Source organism: Micromonospora sp. CPCC 206061 (assembly GCF_036906915.1).
Taxonomy (GTDB): Bacteria; Actinomycetota; Actinomycetes; order Mycobacteriales; family Micromonosporaceae; genus Phytohabitans.
This window is the reverse complement of sequence record NZ_JBAKHX010000031.1, coordinates 33,668-52,665: the sequence shown is the minus strand read 5'-3', so window position 1 is coordinate 52,665 and position 18,998 is coordinate 33,668. Positions and strand designations below refer to the sequence as shown.

14 protein-coding genes and 1 pseudogene are annotated in these 18,998 nt (G+C 70.7%); 6 read left to right on the top strand and 9 right to left on the bottom strand.

The genetic code is table 11. The features are described 5' to 3' along the window. Positions 1-368 precede the first annotated feature (368 nt). A complete protein-coding gene (locus V6V89_RS21265) occupies positions 369-1,841 on the top strand; it encodes an MFS transporter (protein ID WP_334620942.1) in 1,473 nt (490 codons plus the stop codon). Positions 1,842-1,871: 30 nt separating this feature from the next. Here V6V89_RS21265 and V6V89_RS21260 read toward each other — a convergent pair whose 3' ends face one another. Continuing rightward, positions 1,872-2,663 (bottom strand): class I SAM-dependent methyltransferase, encoded by a 792-nt coding sequence (locus tag V6V89_RS21260; protein WP_334620941.1) that lies wholly within the window; start codon positions 2,661-2,663, stop codon positions 1,872-1,874. Positions 2,664-2,839: 176 nt separating this feature from the next. On the opposite strand from V6V89_RS21260, the pseudogene V6V89_RS21255 reads away from it, so the two are divergent. Beyond that, positions 2,840-4,042 (top strand): annotated as a pseudogene (locus tag V6V89_RS21255) (glycoside hydrolase family 6 protein); the annotation flags it as partial. A gap of 163 nt (positions 4,043-4,205) precedes the next feature. On the opposite strand, the gene V6V89_RS21250 reads toward V6V89_RS21255, so the two are convergent. Beyond that, positions 4,206-5,162: a threonine ammonia-lyase gene (locus V6V89_RS21250; protein WP_334620940.1), complete on the bottom strand. Its 957-nt coding sequence runs from the start codon at positions 5,160-5,162 to the stop codon at positions 4,206-4,208. 70 nt (positions 5,163-5,232) lie between these two features. Here V6V89_RS21250 and V6V89_RS21245 point away from each other — a divergent pair, with 70 nt between their 5' ends. Further along, positions 5,233-6,162 (top strand): LysR family transcriptional regulator, encoded by a 930-nt coding sequence (locus tag V6V89_RS21245; RefSeq protein WP_334620939.1) that lies wholly within the window; start codon positions 5,233-5,235, stop codon positions 6,160-6,162. Between the two features lie 6 nt (positions 6,163-6,168). Here V6V89_RS21245 and katG read toward each other — a convergent pair whose 3' ends face one another. Together katG and V6V89_RS21235 are read right to left on the bottom strand one after the other, a co-directional pair. Further along, entirely contained in the window at positions 6,169-8,361 is a 2,193-nt protein-coding gene (gene katG, locus V6V89_RS21240) for a catalase/peroxidase HPI (RefSeq protein WP_334620938.1), read from the bottom strand. Positions 8,362-8,382: 21 nt separating this feature from the next. Further along, positions 8,383-8,787, bottom strand: a complete 405-nt coding sequence (locus V6V89_RS21235) for a Fur family transcriptional regulator (RefSeq protein ID WP_334620937.1) — start codon at positions 8,785-8,787, stop codon at positions 8,383-8,385. A 36-nt stretch (positions 8,788-8,823) separates the two neighbouring features. Here V6V89_RS21235 and V6V89_RS21230 point away from each other — a divergent pair, with 36 nt between their 5' ends. Together V6V89_RS21230 and V6V89_RS21225 are read left to right on the top strand one after the other, a co-directional pair. Beyond that, positions 8,824-10,257: a cytochrome P450 gene (locus tag V6V89_RS21230; protein ID WP_334620936.1), complete on the top strand. Its 1,434-nt coding sequence runs from the start codon at positions 8,824-8,826 to the stop codon at positions 10,255-10,257. A 29-nt stretch (positions 10,258-10,286) separates the two neighbouring features. Continuing rightward, a complete protein-coding gene (locus V6V89_RS21225) occupies positions 10,287-11,483 on the top strand; it encodes a cytochrome P450 (protein ID WP_334620934.1) in 1,197 nt (398 codons plus the stop codon). 93 nt (positions 11,484-11,576) lie between these two features. Here the strand turns inward: V6V89_RS21225 and V6V89_RS21220 are convergent, their stop codons facing one another. The 4 genes from V6V89_RS21220 to V6V89_RS21205 all read right to left on the bottom strand — a co-directional run bounded on the left by V6V89_RS21220 (position 11,577) and on the right by V6V89_RS21205 (position 16,339). Further along, on the bottom strand, positions 11,577-11,873 hold the full coding sequence (locus V6V89_RS21220; protein ID WP_334620933.1) for an antibiotic biosynthesis monooxygenase family protein: 297 nt from the start codon (positions 11,871-11,873) through the stop codon (positions 11,577-11,579). A gap of 16 nt (positions 11,874-11,889) precedes the next feature. Continuing rightward, the gene (locus V6V89_RS21215) at positions 11,890-14,244 is read right to left on the bottom strand and encodes an excinuclease ABC subunit UvrA (protein ID WP_334620932.1); all 2,355 of its coding nucleotides are present in this window, start codon (positions 14,242-14,244) and stop codon (positions 11,890-11,892) included. Positions 14,245-14,373: 129 nt separating this feature from the next. Next, positions 14,374-15,528 (bottom strand): ROK family transcriptional regulator, encoded by a 1,155-nt coding sequence (locus tag V6V89_RS21210; protein WP_334620931.1) that lies wholly within the window; start codon positions 15,526-15,528, stop codon positions 14,374-14,376. A gap of 61 nt (positions 15,529-15,589) precedes the next feature. Further along, complete coding sequence (locus tag V6V89_RS21205; protein WP_334620929.1) at positions 15,590-16,339, bottom strand: AraC family transcriptional regulator; 750 nt, start codon at positions 16,337-16,339, stop codon at positions 15,590-15,592. 65 nt (positions 16,340-16,404) lie between these two features. Between V6V89_RS21205 and V6V89_RS21200 the strand changes: the two genes are divergently transcribed. Beyond that, the gene (locus V6V89_RS21200) at positions 16,405-17,226 is read left to right on the top strand and encodes a phytanoyl-CoA dioxygenase family protein (protein ID WP_334620928.1); all 822 of its coding nucleotides are present in this window, start codon (positions 16,405-16,407) and stop codon (positions 17,224-17,226) included. A gap of 29 nt (positions 17,227-17,255) precedes the next feature. On the opposite strand, the gene V6V89_RS21195 is transcribed toward V6V89_RS21200, so the two are convergent. Then, positions 17,256-18,980, bottom strand: a complete 1,725-nt coding sequence (locus tag V6V89_RS21195; RefSeq protein ID WP_442935191.1) for a DEAD/DEAH box helicase — start codon at positions 18,978-18,980, stop codon at positions 17,256-17,258. Between the last annotated feature and the right edge of the window lie 18 nt (positions 18,981-18,998).

The following is an 18,998-nucleotide window of genomic DNA, read 5'->3' as shown; positions in this document are numbered from 1 at the left end:
GAAGGTCGCATCGATCAAGGGCAAACGCACGTGGAAAAGAGATCGAACCACGTGCGTTTGCCCTTGATCGGCGGGGAGAGCGCGCGGCGGGGAAGCGCGGCGGGGAAGCGCGCGGCGGAGAGCGCGCGGGGCGGCGGCGCGGGCTGGATGTAGGGGTGCGGCGCTTGTCACAGTGGGCGGTTCGCGGGCTTTCGGGCCACGGGCGGCGATCGCAGTAGGCTGATCGTGGGCGGATTTCCGCACGTCAAGAACGGTGCGGCGGATCTTGTCGGGCATCGTACCCGGCCGGCCGCGTAGATGCACTCGCATTACTTGCCCGGACATCTTGTGCATGGACATCTGATGCACGTGCATTTAATGTTCCCGACGTGTCTATCACCGAAGCCTCCACCGGTCCGGCGCACACCGCGACCGCGACCATCCCGTCGACCGCGCCCGAACCAGCCGAACAGCGCTGGACGCCTCGACTCTGGGGTGTGCTCGCGGTGCTGTGCACCGTGCTGTTCCTCGATGGTCTCGACGTCTCCATGGTCGGGGTGGCGCTGCCGTCCATCGGCGCCGACCTGGGCATGTCGACCACCTCGCTGCAGTGGATCGTCAACGGCTACGTGCTGGGCTACGGGGGCCTGCTGCTACTCGGGGGCCGCACCGCGGACCTGCTCGGCCGGCGGCGGATATTCCTGATCGCCCTTGCCGTCTTCGCCGTCGCATCGCTCGTCGGCGGGCTGGTCGACGACGGCACGCTGCTCATCATCACGCGCTTCATCAAGGGTCTCGCCGCGGCGTTCACGGCGCCGACGGCCATGTCGATCCTGACCACGACGTTCCCGGAGGGCCCGGCCCGGAACCGCGCGCTGTCGATCTTCACGGTCTTCGGCGCCAGCGGCTACTCCTCCGGTCTCATCCTCGGTGGCCTGCTCACCAGCCTGGGATGGCGGTGGACCTTCCTCATCCCCGTACCGCTGGCGCTGATGGCCCTGGTCGCCGGCCTCGCGCTGATCCCGCGTGACCGGCCGGCCGCCGACGGCGGCCATGACCTGCTCGGCGCGGCGACCCTGACAGGCGGCATGCTGCTGGCCGTGTACACGGTGGTCTCCGCGCCCGACCGCGGCTGGCTCGACCCGGTCACGCTCGGATCGGCGCTGGTCGCGGCGGCACTGCTGGTCGCCTTCGTGGTCACCGAGAACCGGATCGCGCACCCGCTGATCCGCCTGGGCATCCTGCGGGTGGGCTCGATCGTCCGGGCCAACCTGAGCGTGATCGCGCTGTTCGGCTCGTACCTGAGCTTCCAGTTCATGATGACCCTCTACCTGCAGGACACCCAGGGATGGTCGCCGCTGAAGGTGGCGCTGGCCCTGCTGCCCGCCGGGCTCCTGGTCGCGTTCACCTCGCCGTTCGTCGGCGGGCTCATCAACCGGTACGGGACGCAGCGGCTGATCAACAGCGCGATGGCGTCGCTGACCCTCGGCTACGCGTGGTTCCTGCTGACCTCGGGTACGGTGCCGAACTACCTCGTCACCGTCCTGCCGACCATGCTGTTGCTCGGCGGCGGGTTCGCGTTCGGCTTCAGCTCGATCATGTCGCAGGCCACCGAGGGCATCGACGACTCGGAGCAGGGCCTGGCCGCCGGCCTCGTGCAGACCTCCGGCCAGGTCGGCGCCGCGCTGGTGCTCGCCGTGGTCACCGCGCTGGTCACGGTGACCGGGCCGGCCGAGGCGACGGCCGACTTCAGCCAGTACCACCCGGGGATCAACCTGGTCACGGGCGTCGCGCTGGCTGGCCTGCTGCTCAACGTCGTACCGCTGATCAACCGCAAGCGACGGCTCGCCACGGCCGCCTGAACCGCGACCACCAGTGGGGCCGCCGGGTCGTCAGACCCGGCGGCCCCCCGCGCGTACGAGGGTGGCCAGGTAGTACGGGGCGTCGGCGTCGTCGACGTCGGCCAGATCCCAGCCGGTGCCGGAGAGCAGCTCGGACAGCTCGTCGACCGAGCAGACCAGGTAGTCGAACCAGTCGGTGGCCAATTCGCGGTAGCGCAGTCGCAGCCGCAACTGCCCGCCGAGCCGCCCATGCTCGCGGTTGCGCGCGTGATACCGGACCTGCACCGGATCGGTGGTGCCGTACGGGTCGGTGCCCTGCGCGACCACCCGCGCCCCCGGGCTGGCCATCCGGGCGAGCGCGGCCAGGAACTCCGGTGCCCGCTCGCGCCCTTGCAGCAGACCGAGGTTGTTGCCCAGCAGCAGAAACGTGTCGTACCGGCGACCGGCCGCGGCGTGCTGCTCGACGCTGGCGTGCGCCAGGTCGCGCACCCCGCGGGCACGGCTCACGGCGATCGCGCCGGCTGAGATGTCCAGGCCCGTCACGCGCAGGCCGCGCTCCTGCAACGCCAGCGCCGCCCGCCCGGCACCCACGCCGATGTCCAAAACCCGTCCGCGTACCAGGTCCAGCGCCCGCCGGTCGTGTGCCGGCCACTGGTCCGGCTCGGCCAGGTAGCCGTCCGCCATCACCGCGCTGATCAACCCGTCGTCGCGCTCGACGATCTCGATGACCGGTCGCGGCAGCCTGCCACCGGCCAGCGGGCGAGCGCCCACGCCCCTCGACACCGCGAGGGCATCGCGCACCACGGCGCCGAACACGTCGCCGACCAGCGGACTCGTAACCATCCGTACACGCTATACGAACCGGTTGTAATCGACAGATGTCTATGCGACACTGGCGAGTCATGAGGCGCTTCACCGTTGCCATGATCGCGGCTCTGGTGACCGGTTTCGTCCTGTTGGCCACCGGTGGCGTGCACGCCGCCAGCGGGCGCGACAAGCCACTGGCGGCGCGGCCGGCCGTCGCCAACCCGTATGTAGGCGCCCGGGTGTACGTCAATCCAGAGTGGAGCGCCAAGGCGCTCGCCGAGCCCGGTGGCGACCGGGTCTCCCACCAGCCGACGGCGGTGTGGCTGGACAGCATCGCCGCGATCCAGGGCCTGGCCGCACACCTCGACCGGGCGGTCGTCCAGGCAGCCGGGGACCCGATGGTCGTCCAGCTCGTGCTGTACAACCTGCCCGGGCGAAACTGCGCCCGGATGGCGTCCGGCGGCGAGCTCGCTCCGGGCGACCTGCCCCGCTACAAGGCGGAGTTCGTCGACCAGATCGCCGATATCGTCGCCCGGCCCGCCTACGCCCACCTGCGGATCGTCACCGTCATCGAGCCCGACTCGCTGCCGAACCTGGTCGCCAACGCCGGCACGCGGTGGGGCGCGACCGTGCTGTGTAACACCATGGCGGCCAACGGCGGCTACGTGCAGGGCATCGGATACGCGCTCGCCAAGCTCGGCGCGCTGTCCAATGTGTACAACTATGTCGATGTGACGCACCACGGCGTGATCGGCTGGATCGACAACCGGGCACCCACCGTCGCCCTGCTGGCACAGGCCGCGAGCGCGTCCGGCAGCACGCCCGCCACCGTGCGCGGCTTCGTCACCAACACGGCGAACTACTCGGCGCTGCGCGAGCCGTTCGTCACCGTGAACGACCGGACCCGGACCTCGCGCTGGGTGGACTGGAACCACTTCAACGACGAGCTGACCTTCGCCCAGGCGCTGCGGGGCGAGCTCGTCACGGCCGGCTTCGCGCAAGACATCGGCTTCCTGGTCGACACCTCCCGCAACGGGTGGGGCGGGCCCGCCCGTCCGACCGGGCCCGGCACGTCGCTGGACGTCAACATCTTCGTCGACCAGTCCCGGATCGACCGGCGCTTCATCAAGTCCAACTACTGCAACCAGGCCGGCGCCGGCCTCGGCGAGCGCCCAGTGACCGCACCGGCCGACGGCATCCACGCCTACGCGTGGATCAAGCCGCCGGGCGAGTCCGACGGCGCCAGCACCAACATCCTCGACACGCCCTTCGACCGCATGTGCGATCCCACATACACCGGGCCGCCGCGCGGCAGCGGTATCTACACCGGCGCCCTGGCCGGCGCGCCGGCGGCCGGAGCGTGGTTCCCGGCCCAGTTCCAGCAGCTCATGCAGAACGCGTACCCGCCGCTGTGACTCCCGGGCGGTCGCTGGGACTGGCCACTGACGCCGCGCGCGTCCGTTCACATTTGAGCCCGTCTCCCGGCAGGGTGGACCCGTATTCCCTCACGGCAACCGAAACAGCCATCCTGTGGGCCGCGGTGGACGCGTGCGAGTGGGCGCCCACAGCAGACGGTGGCTAACCCGCCAGGATGTCGGCGAGGACCGCGGGCGCGATGTTGCGGCCGGACACGACGGCGACGGTGCGTCCGCGCCCCGAGGCCCACCCTGCCAGCTGCCCGGCGAGGACGGCGGCGACAGGTGCCGCGGCGGCGCCTTCGGCGATGACGCCGCGCCGCAGCGCGAGGAAGCGCACCGCGTCGCGGATCTGGTCCTCGGTCACGGTGAGCAGCTCGTCGACGTACCGGGAGACGAGGTCGATGGTGACCGAGCCGGGTTCGATGTTGCCGGCCGTACCGTCCGCGAGGGTGGCGCCGACGTCGATCGGCACCTGCTGTCCCGCCGCGACCGCCGCGCCCATTGCCGCCGAGGCCGCCGGCTCGACGCCTACCACCCGGACGTCCGGCCGGGTCGAGGCCCACAGGCCGAGCCCGGCGGACAGCCCGCCGCCACCGACTCCACAGACCACGGTCAGCGGGCCCGGCAGCTGGTCGGCGAGTTCGACGCCGATCGTCGCCTGCCCGGCGATCACATGCGGGTCGTTGTACGGGGAGACGTAGTGGGCGCCTTGGGCGGCCAGCTCCAGGGCGTGGCGTTCGGCGTCGTCGTAGCAGGTGCCGACCTGGACGAGGTCGACGTCGAAGCGCCGGAGGGCGGCGACCTTGACCGGCGAGGCGGTCGCCGGGGTCACGACGGTGGCGCGGCGGCCGAGCGTGTGGGCGGCGAAGGCGATGCCCAGCGCGTGGTTGCCGGCGGAGGACGTCACCACCGGCACATCGGCGTCCACAGTGGCCAGTGCGGCGAGGGCACCGCGCACCTTGAACGAGCCGGTCGGTTGCACGCCTTCGAGCTTCAGAGCCGGCCCCGGCGAGCCAGAGGCGACCGGTGTCGGATCCAGGTACCGGGCGACGACGCGGGCGGCGCGGTCGACGTCGTCGAGGGTGGGCGTGCGTACGGCACGGATGGTCGTGGTCATTCCCAGAGCCTGGCAGTGCGGAGAGCCTCGAAGAAGCTGTCGCTTGCTGCCCTGAGCGTAAGCTTGCCTTATGCTCGATCCACGCAAGCTGCGAATCCTTGTCGCGGTCGCCGCCAGCGGGTCGATCGCCGGCGCCGCCGCCTCCGCCGGTTGCAGCGCCGCGGCGGCCTCGCAGCAGCTGTCGGCTCTGGAGCGCCAGACCGGTGCCCAGTTGCTCGAGCGCTCGGCCCGCAGCGTGCGGCTGACCGCCGCTGGCGAGCTGCTCGTCGAGCACGCGACGCGGATCCTGGCCGACCTGGAGGCCGCCGAACAGGCCGTGGTGGCCACCGGCACGCTGCTGGGTGGTCGGCTCCGGGTGGCCTCGTTCGGCACGGCGGCGGCCCGGCTGTGCATGCCGGCGCTGGCCGCGTTCGCCCGCCGCTACCCGAAGGTCGCGCTTACTTTTCACGAGGTGGAGCCCGAGCAGTCCATCCCCGCTGTGCGAGCCGGCGAGATCGACCTCGCGATCACCCACCAGTACGCGAGGTTTCCGGAGCCCGACCTGCGCGGCCTGGCGCAGGTCCATTTGCTTACCGACCCGCTGCTACTCGCGGTGCCCGCCCGGCTGCGCCCCGCGGACGCCGCGCCGGTGTCGCTGCGCGCGTTCGCCGACGCCGAGTGGATCGCGACCTCCCCCACCGAGGGCTTCCAGGCGATCGCCGAGATGGTGGGCCGGGCGGCCGGGTTCGAGCCGAAGGTGACCTGCCGGGCCGACGACTACAGCGTCATCCTGGACCTGGTCGCGGCCGGCCTCGGCGTCGCCCTCGTGCCCGAGCTGGCCGTGGCGCCCCGCGCCGGGGTCACCATGCTGGCGATCGCCCAGCCGCCGCGGCTGGCAAGGAACATCCACGTGACGACGCGCTCCGCCGACAAGTCGCCCGCCGTCGCGCGGATGGCACAGCAGTTGATCGAACGAAGGCACCGTGCGGGATCGCACGGTGCCTTCGCGGTCGGTCGGTAAGGCGGGTCAGGCGAGCTCGAACCGGTCGAGGTTCGAAACCTTGACCCAGGCGGCGACGAAGTCGCGCACGAACTTCTCCTTCGCGTCGTCGCTCGCGTAGACCTCAGCGAGCGCCCGGAGGATCGAGTTCGAGCCGAAGACCAGGTCGACGCGGCTGGCGGTCCACTTCACCTCACCCGTGGCGATGTCGCGGCCCTCGAACGTCTCCTCCTCGTCCGAGGTCGGCTCCCACGCGGTGCCGAAGTCGAGCAGGTTCACGAAGAAGTCGTTGCTCAACGTCTCCAGCCGCTCCGTGAACACGCCCTGGGAGGACTGCTGGGTGTTCGCGTTCAGCACCCGCAGGCCGCCGACCAGCACGGTCATCTCGGGGGCGCTCAGCGTCAGCAGCTGGGCCCGGTCGACGAGCAGCTGCTCGGTCGGGCGTACCTGCCCCTTGGCGCGGTAGTTGCGGAATCCATCGGCGGTCGGCTCCAGCACCGCGAACGACTCCACGTCGGTCTGCTCCTGCGAGGCGTCGGTGCGCCCCGGCGTGAAGGGAACCTCGACGTCGAAACCGGCGTTCTTCGCGGCCCGCTCCACGGCGGCGGCGCCGCCGAGCACGATCAGGTCGGCGAGCGAGACCTGCTTGCCGCCGGCCTGCGCCGCGTTGAACTGCTGCTGGATGCCCTCCAGGGTCCGCAGGACCTTCGCCAGCTGGGCGGGGTCGTTGACCTCCCACTCGTTCTGCGGGGCAAGGCGGATGCGGGCGCCGTTGGCCCCACCGCGCTTGTCGGTGCCGCGGAACGTCGACGCCGAGGCCCACGCGGTCGCGACCAGCTCGGAGACGGACAGGCCCGCGCCGAGGATGGTGTCCTTGAGCGCGGCGATGTCGTCCGCGCCGATCAGCTCGTGCGTGACCGGCGGCACCGGGTCCTGCCAGATCTGCGGCTCGGCAGGCACCAGCGGGCCCAGGTACCGGGCGATCGGTCCCATGTCGCGGTGGGTGAGCTTGAACCACGCCTTGGCGAAGGCGTCCGCGAACTCCTGCGGGTTCTCGTAGAAGCGGCGCGCGATCGGCTCGTAGATCGGGTCCACGCGCAGTGCGAGGTCGGTCGTGAGCATCATCGGCGCGTGGCGCTTCGACGGATCGTGGGCGTCCGGCACCAGGCCAGCCGCGGCCGGGTCGGTCGGCTCCCACTGCTTCGCGCCGGCCGGGCTGGTGGTCTGCTGCCACTCGAAGCTGAACAGGGTCTCGAAGAAGCTGTTGTCCCACGCGGTCGGGGTGGGCGTCCACGCGCCTTCGAGGCCGCTGGTGATGGTGTCGCCGCCCTTGCCGGAGCCGTGGGCGTTCCTCCAGCCGAGGCCCATCTCCTGGATGGGAGCGGCCTCCGGCTCCGGACCGACGTTCCGGTCGGGGTTGGCGGCGCCGTGCGCCTTGCCGAACGTGTGCCCGCCAGCGATGAGCGCGACCGTCTCCTCGTCGTTCATCGCCATCCGGCCGAACGTCTCCCGGATGTCACGGGCGGCGGCGAGGGCGTCCGGGTTGCCGTTCGGGCCCTCCGGGTTGACGTAGATCAGGCCCATCTGCACCGCGCCGTACGGCTTGGCGAGCTGGCGTTCGCCGCTGTAGCGCTGGTCGCCGAGCCAGGTGTCCTCGGTGCCCCAGTTGACCTCCTCGGGCTCCCAGACGTCCGCGCGGCCGCCGGCGTAGCCGAAGGTCTTGAAGCCCATCGACTCCAGGGCGACGTTGCCGGCGAGGATCATCAGGTCGGCCCACGAGATCTTCTTGCCGTACTTCTTCTTGACCGGCCACAGCAGCCGCCGGGCCTTGTCCAGGCTCGCGTTGTCCGGCCAGCTGTTCAGCGGCGCGAAGCGCTGGTCGCCCGAGCCACCACCGCCACGGCCGTCGCTGGTGCGGTAGGTGCCCGCGCTGTGCCAGGCCATCCGGATGAACAGCGGGCCGTAGTGGCCGTAGTCAGCCGGCCACCAGTCCTGCGAGGTGGTCATCACCTCGTGGATGTCCGCCTTCAGCGCGTCGAGGTCAAGGGTCTTGAACTCGGCGGCGTAGTCGAAATCCCCGCCCATCGGGTCGCCCGCGGGCGGGTTCTGGTGCAGGACGCTCACGTCTAGTTGGTTCGGCCACCAGTCACGGTTGGACCTCGCCTTCGGCGGGCGCACGGGGGCCTCGCCCGAAATGAGGCCATTGTTCTCACTTGCCACGTTGCTCTCCTTGGGCGGTTATCAGATGTTTGCTGAGCTGGAACAGGCCGGGCACAGGCCCCAGTACACGACCTCGGCCTCGTCGATCACGTATCCGTGATCGTCGGACGGGGTCAGGCAGGGCGGCTCGCCGACGGCGCAGTCGACGTCGCCGATCGCACCGCAGGACCGGCACACGACGTGGTGATGGTTGTCACCGACCCGCAACTCGTAGCGGGCCACGGAGCCGGCCGGCTGGATGCGCCGCACCAGACCCGCGGCGGTCAACGCCCGCAGGACGTCATAGATCGCCTGCGTGGACACCTCACCAAGATCCTCACGAACCATGCCGACGATGGAGTCCGTGTCCGCGTGGGGGCGCTCGTGCACCGCCGCCAGCACCGCGACCCGGGGTCGGGTCACGCGCAGAGCAGCATCACGCAGCATGGGCTCAGCATCGAGCGTAGATCGCACCAGGCGAGTATGGATCACTTTTCTGGAATCAGTCAAGAAAATCTTCTGGATTCACTCCAGAATAACCCCAAGGTGTCGGAGGAACATGGGAAGCTTGTCGATGTGACGGCGCACACGACAGTGAAGGCTTCCGCTCCCGGTCCGGCCGGCCATCCGATGTTAGGCATGGCGCCCGCATTCCGTCGCGACATGCTCGGCACCCTGCTCGCCGGCTTCCGCGACTACGGCGACACCGTCTCGTACCGCTTCGGGCCGCGTTGGGGGCCGCACCCGCTGAGCCAACATGTCGTCATGGCACACCACCCCGAGGCCGTTCACGAGGTGCTCACCACCGGGCGTGTCTTCAGCCGCCGCACGACCGGCTTCCAGGTGCTCACCGAGTTCATCGGCACCGGCCTGCTGACCAGTGACGGCGACGTGTGGCTGCGCCAGCGGCGGACCCTGCAGCCACTGTTCACGCCGCGCCGGGTGGCCGGTTATACGGAGCTGATGACCGCCGAGGCCGCACGCATCGCGGCCGAGCCCGCGGCCGCCGCCGGCTCGACCGTGGACCTGCACCATCTCATGCAGCGTTACGCGCTGCGGGTGGTCGGCCGGGCACTGTTCGGCGACGACGTCGACGAGGCGGTACCGGAGCTGCAACGCCTCATGCCGGTGCTCGGCGACCTCGCGCTCGCGCGCGCCCTCCAGATGGTCCGGACACCGCTGCGCTGGCCGACGCCCCGGGCCCGCCGGATCACACGGGAGCGCGCGGCGCAGTACGCGATCGTCGACCGGATCATCGCCAAGCACGCCAGCCGCGGCACCGGCGAAGACCGCGACGACATGCTCAGCCGGCTCCACGCCGCCCGCGACCCCGAAACCGGACAACCCCTGTCCGCGGAGGAGATCCGCGACCAGGTGCTGGTGTTCCTGCTCGCCGGGCACGAGACCACCGCGGGGGCGCTCACCTTCACCCTGTACCTGCTGGGCAGGTATCCGGCGGCGCAGGAGCGCGTCGCGGCGAGCGGCCCCAGCGGCGACGCGGATCTGGTGCGCGCGGCGCTGATGGAGGGCATGCGCCTCTACCCGCCGGCATACAGCACCGAACGGCTCGCCGACGTCGACACCACCATCTCCGGCCACCACGTGCCGGCCGGCACCAGGGTGATGCTCTCCTCGTACGTCACCCACCGGCACCCGGAGTTCTGGCCCGACCCGGACCGCTTCGACCCCAACCGGTTCACCGGCCAGCACGACCGGCCGCGCTACGCGTACTTCCCGTTCGGCGGCGGACCGCGCAGCTGCATCGGTGAGCACTTCGCTCTGCTGGAGGCGACCGTGCTGCTACGCACGCTGCTGGCGCGCTACCGCGTCGAGGCGCTCGACGGTCGACTGCCCCTCGCTCCGATGATCACCCTGCGCCCCGCCGAGCCGGTGCGGGCGATCCTGCGCCCGCGCTGACGGTTGCCGGGCGCTGGCAGGATCGGGGCATGGATCCCGTGTCTGCCGCGAGCCACCTCATGACCGCGCAGGGCCGCCAGGACCCGTATCCCCTCTACGCGGCGCTGCGCGCGCACGGCCCCGTCCTGCGCTTGGGCAGCCAGCTGATCGTCACCTCCTACGAGCAGGCCAGCGCGGTGCTGCGAGACCCGCGGATGCTGGTCGCCGACCGCGACATGCTGCGGCGCCAGCTCGGCCCGGCATACACGGCCCGGCCGTCGCAGGCCCTGCTCACCGACTCGGTGCTCAACACCAACCCGCCCGACCACCGGCGCATGCGGCAGCTGGTCAGCGGCGCGTTCACGCCCCGGCGGGTGGCCGGGCTGCGCGCCGCGATCGAGGCGCAGGCAGCGCGCCTGGCAGACAGGCTCGACAGCGGTGGACCGGTCGACCTGATGGAGGAGTTCGCCGTACCGCTGCCCCTCGCCGTCATCTGCGAGCTGCTCGGCGTGCCGGAGTCGGACCGCGGCTGGTTCCGGCCGGTGGCCGTCGACTTCGCCGGGGCCGTCGAGTACGCCGCCACGGCCGAGACCGCCACGCGCGCCGACCGGGCCGCCTCCGAGCTGCGCGACTATCTGATCGGGCTGGTCGCGGACCGCCGGCGCGCACCCACCGACGACCTGACCAGCCAGCTCGCCGCAGCGGCGGCCGGCTCGGCCCTGTCCGGCGCCGAGCTGCTGGGCAACCTGGCGCTGCTGCTGCTCGCCGGGCACGAGACCACGACCAACCTCATCGGCAACGGCATGGCCGTACTCTTCGATCATCCCGCCGCGATGGCCCGGCTGCGCGCGGCGCCCGACCTGGCACCGGCCTATGTGGAAGAGTTCCTGCGCTTCGACGCCCCGGTGCAGGTGACCAGCCGGCTGCCGGCGGAGCCCATGACCGTGGGCGACACCGAGGTCGATGGACGCGTCGAGGTCACCGTGCTGCTCGGCGCGGCCAACCACGACCCCGACAGGTTCGCGGCGGCCGACACGTTCGACCCGGCGCGCCCCGACAACGCGCCGCTGTCGTTCGGCGCGGGCGCGCACTTCTGCCTCGGCGCCGCCCTGGCCCGGCTCGAAGCGCGGATCGCGTTTCCGCTGCTGCTGAACCGGTTTCCTCGGCTCCGCCCTGACGGCCTCCCGGTGCGCCGCGACCGCCTCGTGCTGCGCGGCTACGCGCACCTACCGGTATGCGCCAGCTGAGTTGTGGTCGGTCCGTCCACATAGACCACAACCAGATCTCATCAAGATTCATAGACTTCGAGCTACCGCAGGGCGAGGCCGCCAGCGCGAACGCTAGGCGTTCTGGACGACCTCGAACTCCAGCAGGGACGAGCCGGACGCGACCGGCTTCGCGCGGGCGCCCGCGTGCGCCTCCTTGGCCGGGCCGTTGGCCCACGCCTGGAACGCCTCCTCGCTCTCCCACTTCGTGTAGACGAAGTAGCGGCTCTCCCCCGCGACCGGGCGCAGCAGCTCGAAGCTGACGAACCCGGGCTGGTGCTCCACCGCGTGCAACCGCGCGGCGAACCGCCGCTCCAGCTCCGGGCCGGCGCCCTCGGGTACCTCGATCGCGTTGATCTTCACAACCGCCATAGCCCTACGGTAGCGGTCAGGCGCCGACGTACGCCGCGAGGTGCTTGCCGGTGAGGGTCGAGCGGTCGGCGACGAGGTCTGCCGGGGTGCCCTCGAAGACGATCCGGCCGCCGTCGTGGCCGGCGCCCGGGCCGAGGTCGATGATCCAGTCGGCGTGCGCCATGACCGCCTGGTGGTGCTCGATGACGATGACCGACTTGCCGGAGTCCACGAGCCGGTCGAGCAGCCCGAGCAGCTGCTCGACGTCGGCGAGGTGCAGGCCGGTGGTTGGCTCGTCGAGGACGTAGACGCCGCCCTTCTCGGCCATGTGCGTGGCCAGCTTGAGCCGCTGGCGCTCGCCGCCGGACAGCGTGGTGAGCGGCTGGCCGAGGCTCAGATAGCCGAGCCCGACGTCGGCGAGCCGGTCGAGGATGGCGTGCGCGGCCGGCGTGCGCGCCTCGCCGTCGCCGAAGAACTCCTCGGCCTCGGTCACCGGCATCGCGAGCACCTCGGCGATGTTCCGCCCGCCCAGCGTGTACTCCAGCACCGCCGCCTGGAACCGCTTCCCCTCGCAGTCTTCACAGATGGTCTCGACGGTGGCCATGACGCCCAGGTCGGTGTAGATGACGCCAGCGCCGTTGCAGGTGGGGCAGGCGCCCTCGGAGTTGGCGCTGAACAGCGCCGGCTTCACGCCGTTTGCCTTCGCGAACGCCTTGCGGATCGGGTCGAGCAGGCTCGTGTACGTCGCCGGGTTGCTGCGCCGCGAGCCGCGGATCGCAGCCTGGTCGATAACGACCACACCCTCGCGGCCGGCGACCAAGCCGTGGATCAGCGAGCTCTTGCCAGAGCCGGCTACGCCCGTGACCACGCAGAGCACGCCGAGAGGGATGTCGACGTCGACGTTCTGGAGGTTGTGCGTCGAGGCGCCGCGGACCTCCAGCGCGCCGGAGGACGAACGCACCGACTTCTTGAGGCTCGCCCGATCGTCGAGGTGGCGGCCGGTGGTGGTGTCGCTGCGCCGCAGCCCCTTCACGGTGCCCTCGTAGCAGACGGTGCCGCCCGCCGTGCCGGCGCCGGGGCCGAGGTCGACGACGTGGTCGGCGATCGCGATCGCCTCCGGCTTGTGCTCCACGACGAGCACCGTGTTGCCCTTGTCACGCAGTTGGAGCAGCAGTTCGTTCATCCGCTGGATGTCGTGGGGGTGCAGCCCGATGGTGGGCTCGTCGAAGACGTAGGTGACGTCGGTGAGCGACGAACCGAGGTGGCGGATCATCTTGGTGCGCTGCGCCTCGCCGCCCGACAGCGTGCCCGACGGCCGGTCGAGGCTGAGGTAGCCCAGCCCGATTTCGGCGAAGGACTCCAGCGTGTGCAGCAGCTTGGCGAGCAGCGGCGCCACGGACGGCTCATCGAGGTCGCGGACCCACTCGGCCAGATCGCTGATCTGCATCACGCAGACGTCGGCGATGTTCTTTCCCTTGATCTTCGACGACCGGGCCTCAGCGCTGAGCCGGGTGCCCTCGCACTCGGGGCAGGACGTGAACGTCACCGCCCGCTCCACGAACGCGCGGATGTGTGGCTGGAGCGCGTCGACGTCCTTGGACAGGTACGACTTCTGGATCTGCGGGATCAGGCCGGAGTACGTCAGGTTGATGCCCTCGACCTTGATCTTGGTCGGCTCCTTGTAGAGCAGGTCGTGCAGCTCCCTCTTGTTGTACTTGCGGATCGGCTTGTCCGGGTCGAAGAAGCCGCAGCCGCGGTAGATGCGGCCGTACCAGCCCTCCATGCTGTAGCCCGGGATCGTGAGCGCGCCTTCGTTGAGCGACTTGCTGTCGTCGTACAGCGCGGACAGGTCGAAGTCGGTGACTGAGCCCATGCCCTCGCAGCGCGGGCACATGCCGCCAAGGCGGCTGAAGGTCGCCTTCTCGGCCTTCGTCTTTCCGCCGCGCTCGACGGTGATCGCACCGCTTGCCTTCACCGAGGGGACGTTGAACGAGTACGCGTTGGGCGAGCCGATGTGCGGCTTTCCCAGCCGGCTGAAGAGGATGCGCAACATCGCGTTGGCGTCGGTGACGGTGCCGACGGTGGAGCGCGCGTTGGCACCCAGCCGCTCCTGGTCGACGATGATCGCGGTGGTCAGCCCTTCGAGCACGTCGACCTCGGGCCGCGCGAGCGTCGGCATGAAGCCCTGCACGAAGGCGCTGTAGGTCTCGTTGATCATCCGCTGCGACTCGGCGGCGATCGTGCCGAACACCAGCGAGCTCTTGCCCGAGCCGGACACGCCCGTGAACACCGTCAGCCGGCGCTTCGGGATCTCGACGCTGACGTCCTTGAGGTTGTTGACCCGTGCGCCCTGCACGCGGATCAGGTCGTGGCTGTCGGCAAGGTGCGGCATCGTCTCTCCATCTATCCGTACAGGTCAGCGCTGCTCTTGGATACGGATCAGGTTGCCCGCGGGATCGCGTACGGCGGCTGGTCTGCTGCTCACCTGCGAGATGGTGCCACATCCGGCGGCGGCCGGTCGTCACCTCACCACACCGCCCGCCCACGCCGTCGCCAGGTAGGATGACGCCTGTAGGGCGGCGGCCGCGACGCCGGCGGTGACCGCGTTTCGGGGCACCGGGCTCGCCTCGATGCGTACGGTCGAAGGCCAGCGGCGGCCCGTCACCACCTCTCGGGCGGCTGGCAGCAGCCAGCGGCCCAGTACCCCAACCACCCAGCCGTTGAGCGTGACGACATCCGGGTCGATGAGATTCACCAGCCTCGCGACGCCGACGCCCAGATGGCGCGCGGTCGCGCCGATCACCGCGGCGGCCGCTGGATCGCGGTCGCGCATGGCGCGGCCGAGGACCCGGACCGTCGCATCTGGAGTGTCGCGCACGAGCCGGCTGTCGGGGGCCAGCTCGTGGACGGTCCGCAGGATCCCCGGCGCACCGAGGTACGCCTCCGCACAGCCACTCCGGCCACACCAGCAGAGCCGGCCGTCGAGCACCACGGTCGTGTGCCCCCAGCCACCTGCCGCGGCCAGCGGCGCACCACCGACCACGATGGCGGCGCCGGCGCTGTCGGCCAGTGTGACGCTGACCAGGTTGCCCGCGTGGCGGCTGGGTCCGAGCCACAGCTCGGCCACGGCCGCCGCTGTCGCCGGCTCGGCCACGTATACCGGCGCCCGCAGGACCGCCGGGTCCAGCCGTACGCCGCGGTGCGTGGCCGGGGCGGCGACGCCAACCCCGATGACGCGGTCGGCATCGAATCCGGCGTGGGCCACCGCTGCGGACACCGCCCGCTCGACGTCACGCCGGGCCGTCGCAGGAACGATCCAATGGGTACGCGGTTCCAGCGCCAGGTCGTACACGTCGATGTGGATACTCGCCGCGCGGACCTCCACCCCGACGAGCGCGCCGCGCCGTGCGTTCACGGTGATGCGGCCGCGCGGGCGGCCGCCCTCGGAGTCCTCGTACGAGGTCTCCCGCGCAACTCCCGCACGCAGCAGCTCCGCGACGATGTTGGACGCGGTGGCGACGCTGACGCCGGCGCGGGCGGCGAGGTCTCGCCGGGTGACCGTCCTGGCCGCGTAGATCTCGCGTAGGACGGCCAAGCGGTGGGTCTCGCGGATGTCCCGCAGGCCGCCGGCGGTGCCGGTGGCACTGCGGCGGAGCTGGTGCGGCATGGCCTCCATATGAGCCTCCGTTACCGTTCACGTGAACGGTAACGGACGATCTTCTCGGGCACCACCGCATTTATCGCGCGACGCTGGGCGACCGCCCGGTGTGCCGCTTGTACTGGCGACTGAAGTAGGCGACGTCGATGTAACCGAGTGCCGCGGCGATCTGCGTGACCGTCATGTTGGTCTGGGTCAGCAGTTCGTGAGCCCGTACGAGCCGGACATTGATCAGATACCTGGCCGGCGTCAGCCCGGTGTACGCGATGAACCGGCGGGTGAACTGTGCCCGAGACAGTGCCGCCTGCCGGGCCAGCTCCGTGACGGTCCAGCGCCTGCTCGGATCCTGCCGCATCGCCTCGGTGATCCTGTCCAGCTCGGCGTCGACCGGGCCGAGCGCGTCGTACGTGGCCTCCTCGCCCAGCAGGCACAGCAACTGTTCCAGGCAGAGCAGGCTGTGCCGGGCGCCCAGCGGCCCGCCGCGCCGGAAGCTGCGGTCGCACCGGCGGGCGAGCGCGCCGAGCAGCGTCCGGTCCTGCACCTGTACCAGGCCTCGGTGCGGCGCCTCGTCGGGTGCGTCGATGTCGAAGTGCATTCCGAACACGAGCAGGCGCCGGTGCGGATCGTGCCTGGCCATCGGGGCGTCCCCGGGGCGAAACACCGCGCAGCTGCCAGGCCCGAGCGGCTCGGTCTGGCCCTCGAGGGTCAGCTCACCGACGCCATCCAGCACGCACCACAGTAGATGGTCGCCCAGCGGACGGGAGTGCCAGAACCAGCCGGGCTCGCAACGCCAGTACGTGGGTGACGAGTTGAAGCGCAGCTGCGTCAAAAGTGCAACTCCTTGCGTGCCAATGCACCAGCCAGAAAGGCCGTACAGCTCCGATGCTGTCGTTCATGAGCGATTCTTTCAAGGGCTCCTTTGACCGGGACGGGTACGTGGTGGCCCGTGGCCTGTTCGACACGGCGGAGGTGGACCGGCTACGGGACCACTACATGACGCTGCGTAAGCGCGGCTCGTACGGCAGGGACCTCGTCGGTGTCGAACCGAGCAGCCGGGACCCGCTGCGGCGCTATCCACGGATGACGCAGATGCACCGCTGGGACGAGACCTCGCTGCGCTGGCTGCTCGATGCCCGGCTGCGTGACCTGCTGGTCGCTCTGGTGGGCTCGGACCCGTACGCGGTCCAGACCATGCTGTACTTCAAACCGGCCGGCTCCCGCGGCCAGGCGCTGCACCAGGACAACTACTACCTACGCGCGGAGCCCGGCACCTGCGTCGCCGCCTGGATGGCGCTCGACCGCGCCGACGAGGCCAACGGCTGCATACTCGTCGCGCCGGGCAGCCACCGCTGGCCGATCCTGTGCATCGAGAAGGCCGACACCACGGTCAGCTTCACCGACGTGACCGTGCCGCTGCCACCAGGTCAGCGCATCGAACCCGTGGTGATGGACCCGGGTGACGTGCTGTTCTTCAACGGCTCGCTGGTGCACGGCAGCGCACCGAACACCACCACCGACCGGTTCCGGCGCGCCCTGATCGGCCACTACATCGAGGGCGACGCCGAACAGGTCGCCACCTACTACCACCCCGCCCTGCGCATGGACGGCACACCGCTACGGCTTGAGATCAGTCCTGGCGGCGGCGCCTGCGGCGAGTGGAGCGACGGCGAGATCGCGCTGACCGGCCATCAAACGATCGAACGCAAGCACGAATAGTCCGTACCGGAGCGCATAGCCGGGCTCGGTCAGCGGGTGCGCCTCTTCGCCGGTTCGCGTTCGGGTCGTACCGTCGCCTTCCTGCCCCTGATGGAGCTGTGCCGCAGCGCCGCGACCACCTCCCGCACGGCGGAGTCCGGCACCTCCACCAGGGAGAAACGGTCGGCGATCTCGATCGCGCCGATGTCGCGACCGCTCAGGCTCGATTCGCCGGTGATGGCGCCCACCAGGTCCTGGGGGCGTACGCCGGCACTGCGCCCCAGGCCGAAGAACACCCGCGCCATCGGGCGATCCGCGGTGCGGCCACGGCCGGCGCGGCGATCACCGTCCTTGCGCTCCGGCCGTCCCTCGAAGGCGCGCTGGGAAACGTGGGGGATCTCCACCTCGTCGACGTCGGTGCCACCCTCCGCCTCATGGGCCAGCTTCACCGCGGCAAGGGCCACGTCGACGATGTCGAACTCGTCCGTGAGTGTGTCGATCACAACCCGGAAGCGCTCCAGGTCCTCGCCGAGCAGGGTCTCCCGCAGGGCGGCCCGGGTCAGCTCCAGGCGCCGCGCCCGCAGGTCAGCGACCGTGGGAATCTTGTCGACGACGATCCGCTGGCCGGTCGCCCGCTCGATCGCCTTCAGCATCCGGTGCTCCCGCGGCTCGGACATGGTGATCGCCACGCCCTCGCGCCCCGCGCGGCCGACCCGTCCGATGCGGTGCACGTACGCTTCCGGCGCCGACGGGACGTTGTAGTTGACGACGTGGGTGAGGTGCTCGACGTCCAGCCCGCGGGCGGCCACGTCGGTGGCGATGAGCAGGTCGGCGGTGCCTGCGCGCACCCGCCCCATCACGCGGTCGCGCTGCTCCTGACCCATCCCGCCGTGCAACGCCTCGGCGCGGTAGCCGCGCCCGTTCATCGTCTCGGTGAGCTGGTCGACCTCTTCCCTGGTGCGGCAGAACACGATCGCCGCCGACGGCGCCTCGACGTCCAGGATCCGCCCCAGGGCGGCCGGCTTGTGGGCGCGGGCGACCACGTAGGCGCTCTGCCGCACCAGCGGCGCCTCACCCTGGGCCACCGGCTCGCGGCCCATCTCGATCCGGACCGGGTCGCGCAGGTGCCGCCGGGCGATCGCGTCGATCCGCGCCGGCATCGTCGCCGAGAACAGCACGGTCTGCCGGCTCTGCGACGTCTCGTCCAGGATCGTCTCGATGTCCTCGGCGAATCCCATGTCGAGCATCTCGTCCGCCTCGTCGAGCACCACCGTCGCCACCGCGCGCAGGCTGAGCGTGCCACGCCCGATGTGGTCCAGCGCCCGACCCGGTGTGGCCACCACCACGTCGACACCGCGCTCGAGCGCCTGCAACTGCCGACCGATCGGCTGCCCGCCGTAGATCGGCAGCACCCTCACGCCCAGGTCTCGGCCGTACCGGTGGAACGCCTGCGACACCTGCACGGCCAGTTCACGAGTGGGCACCAGGACCAGCCCCACCGGACCGCTCCCCCGCTCGCCGACGGCCAACCGCTGAAGCACCGGCAACGCGAACGCGGCCGTCTTTCCCGTGCCAGTCGCCGCCTGTCCGAGCAGGTCACGCCCCTGTAGAAGCGGCGGGATCGCCTCCCCCTGGATCGGCGTCGGCTCCTCGTACCCCAGGCTCGACAGCGCCTGAAGCAGCTCGGTACGCAGCCCCAAATCAGCGAAGCTCGCCGAATCCATGTCCCACCCTCGTTCCCGTTCCTGACCAGCGCACACAGGTACCAACGACAGACTGCCGCGAGTTGATGT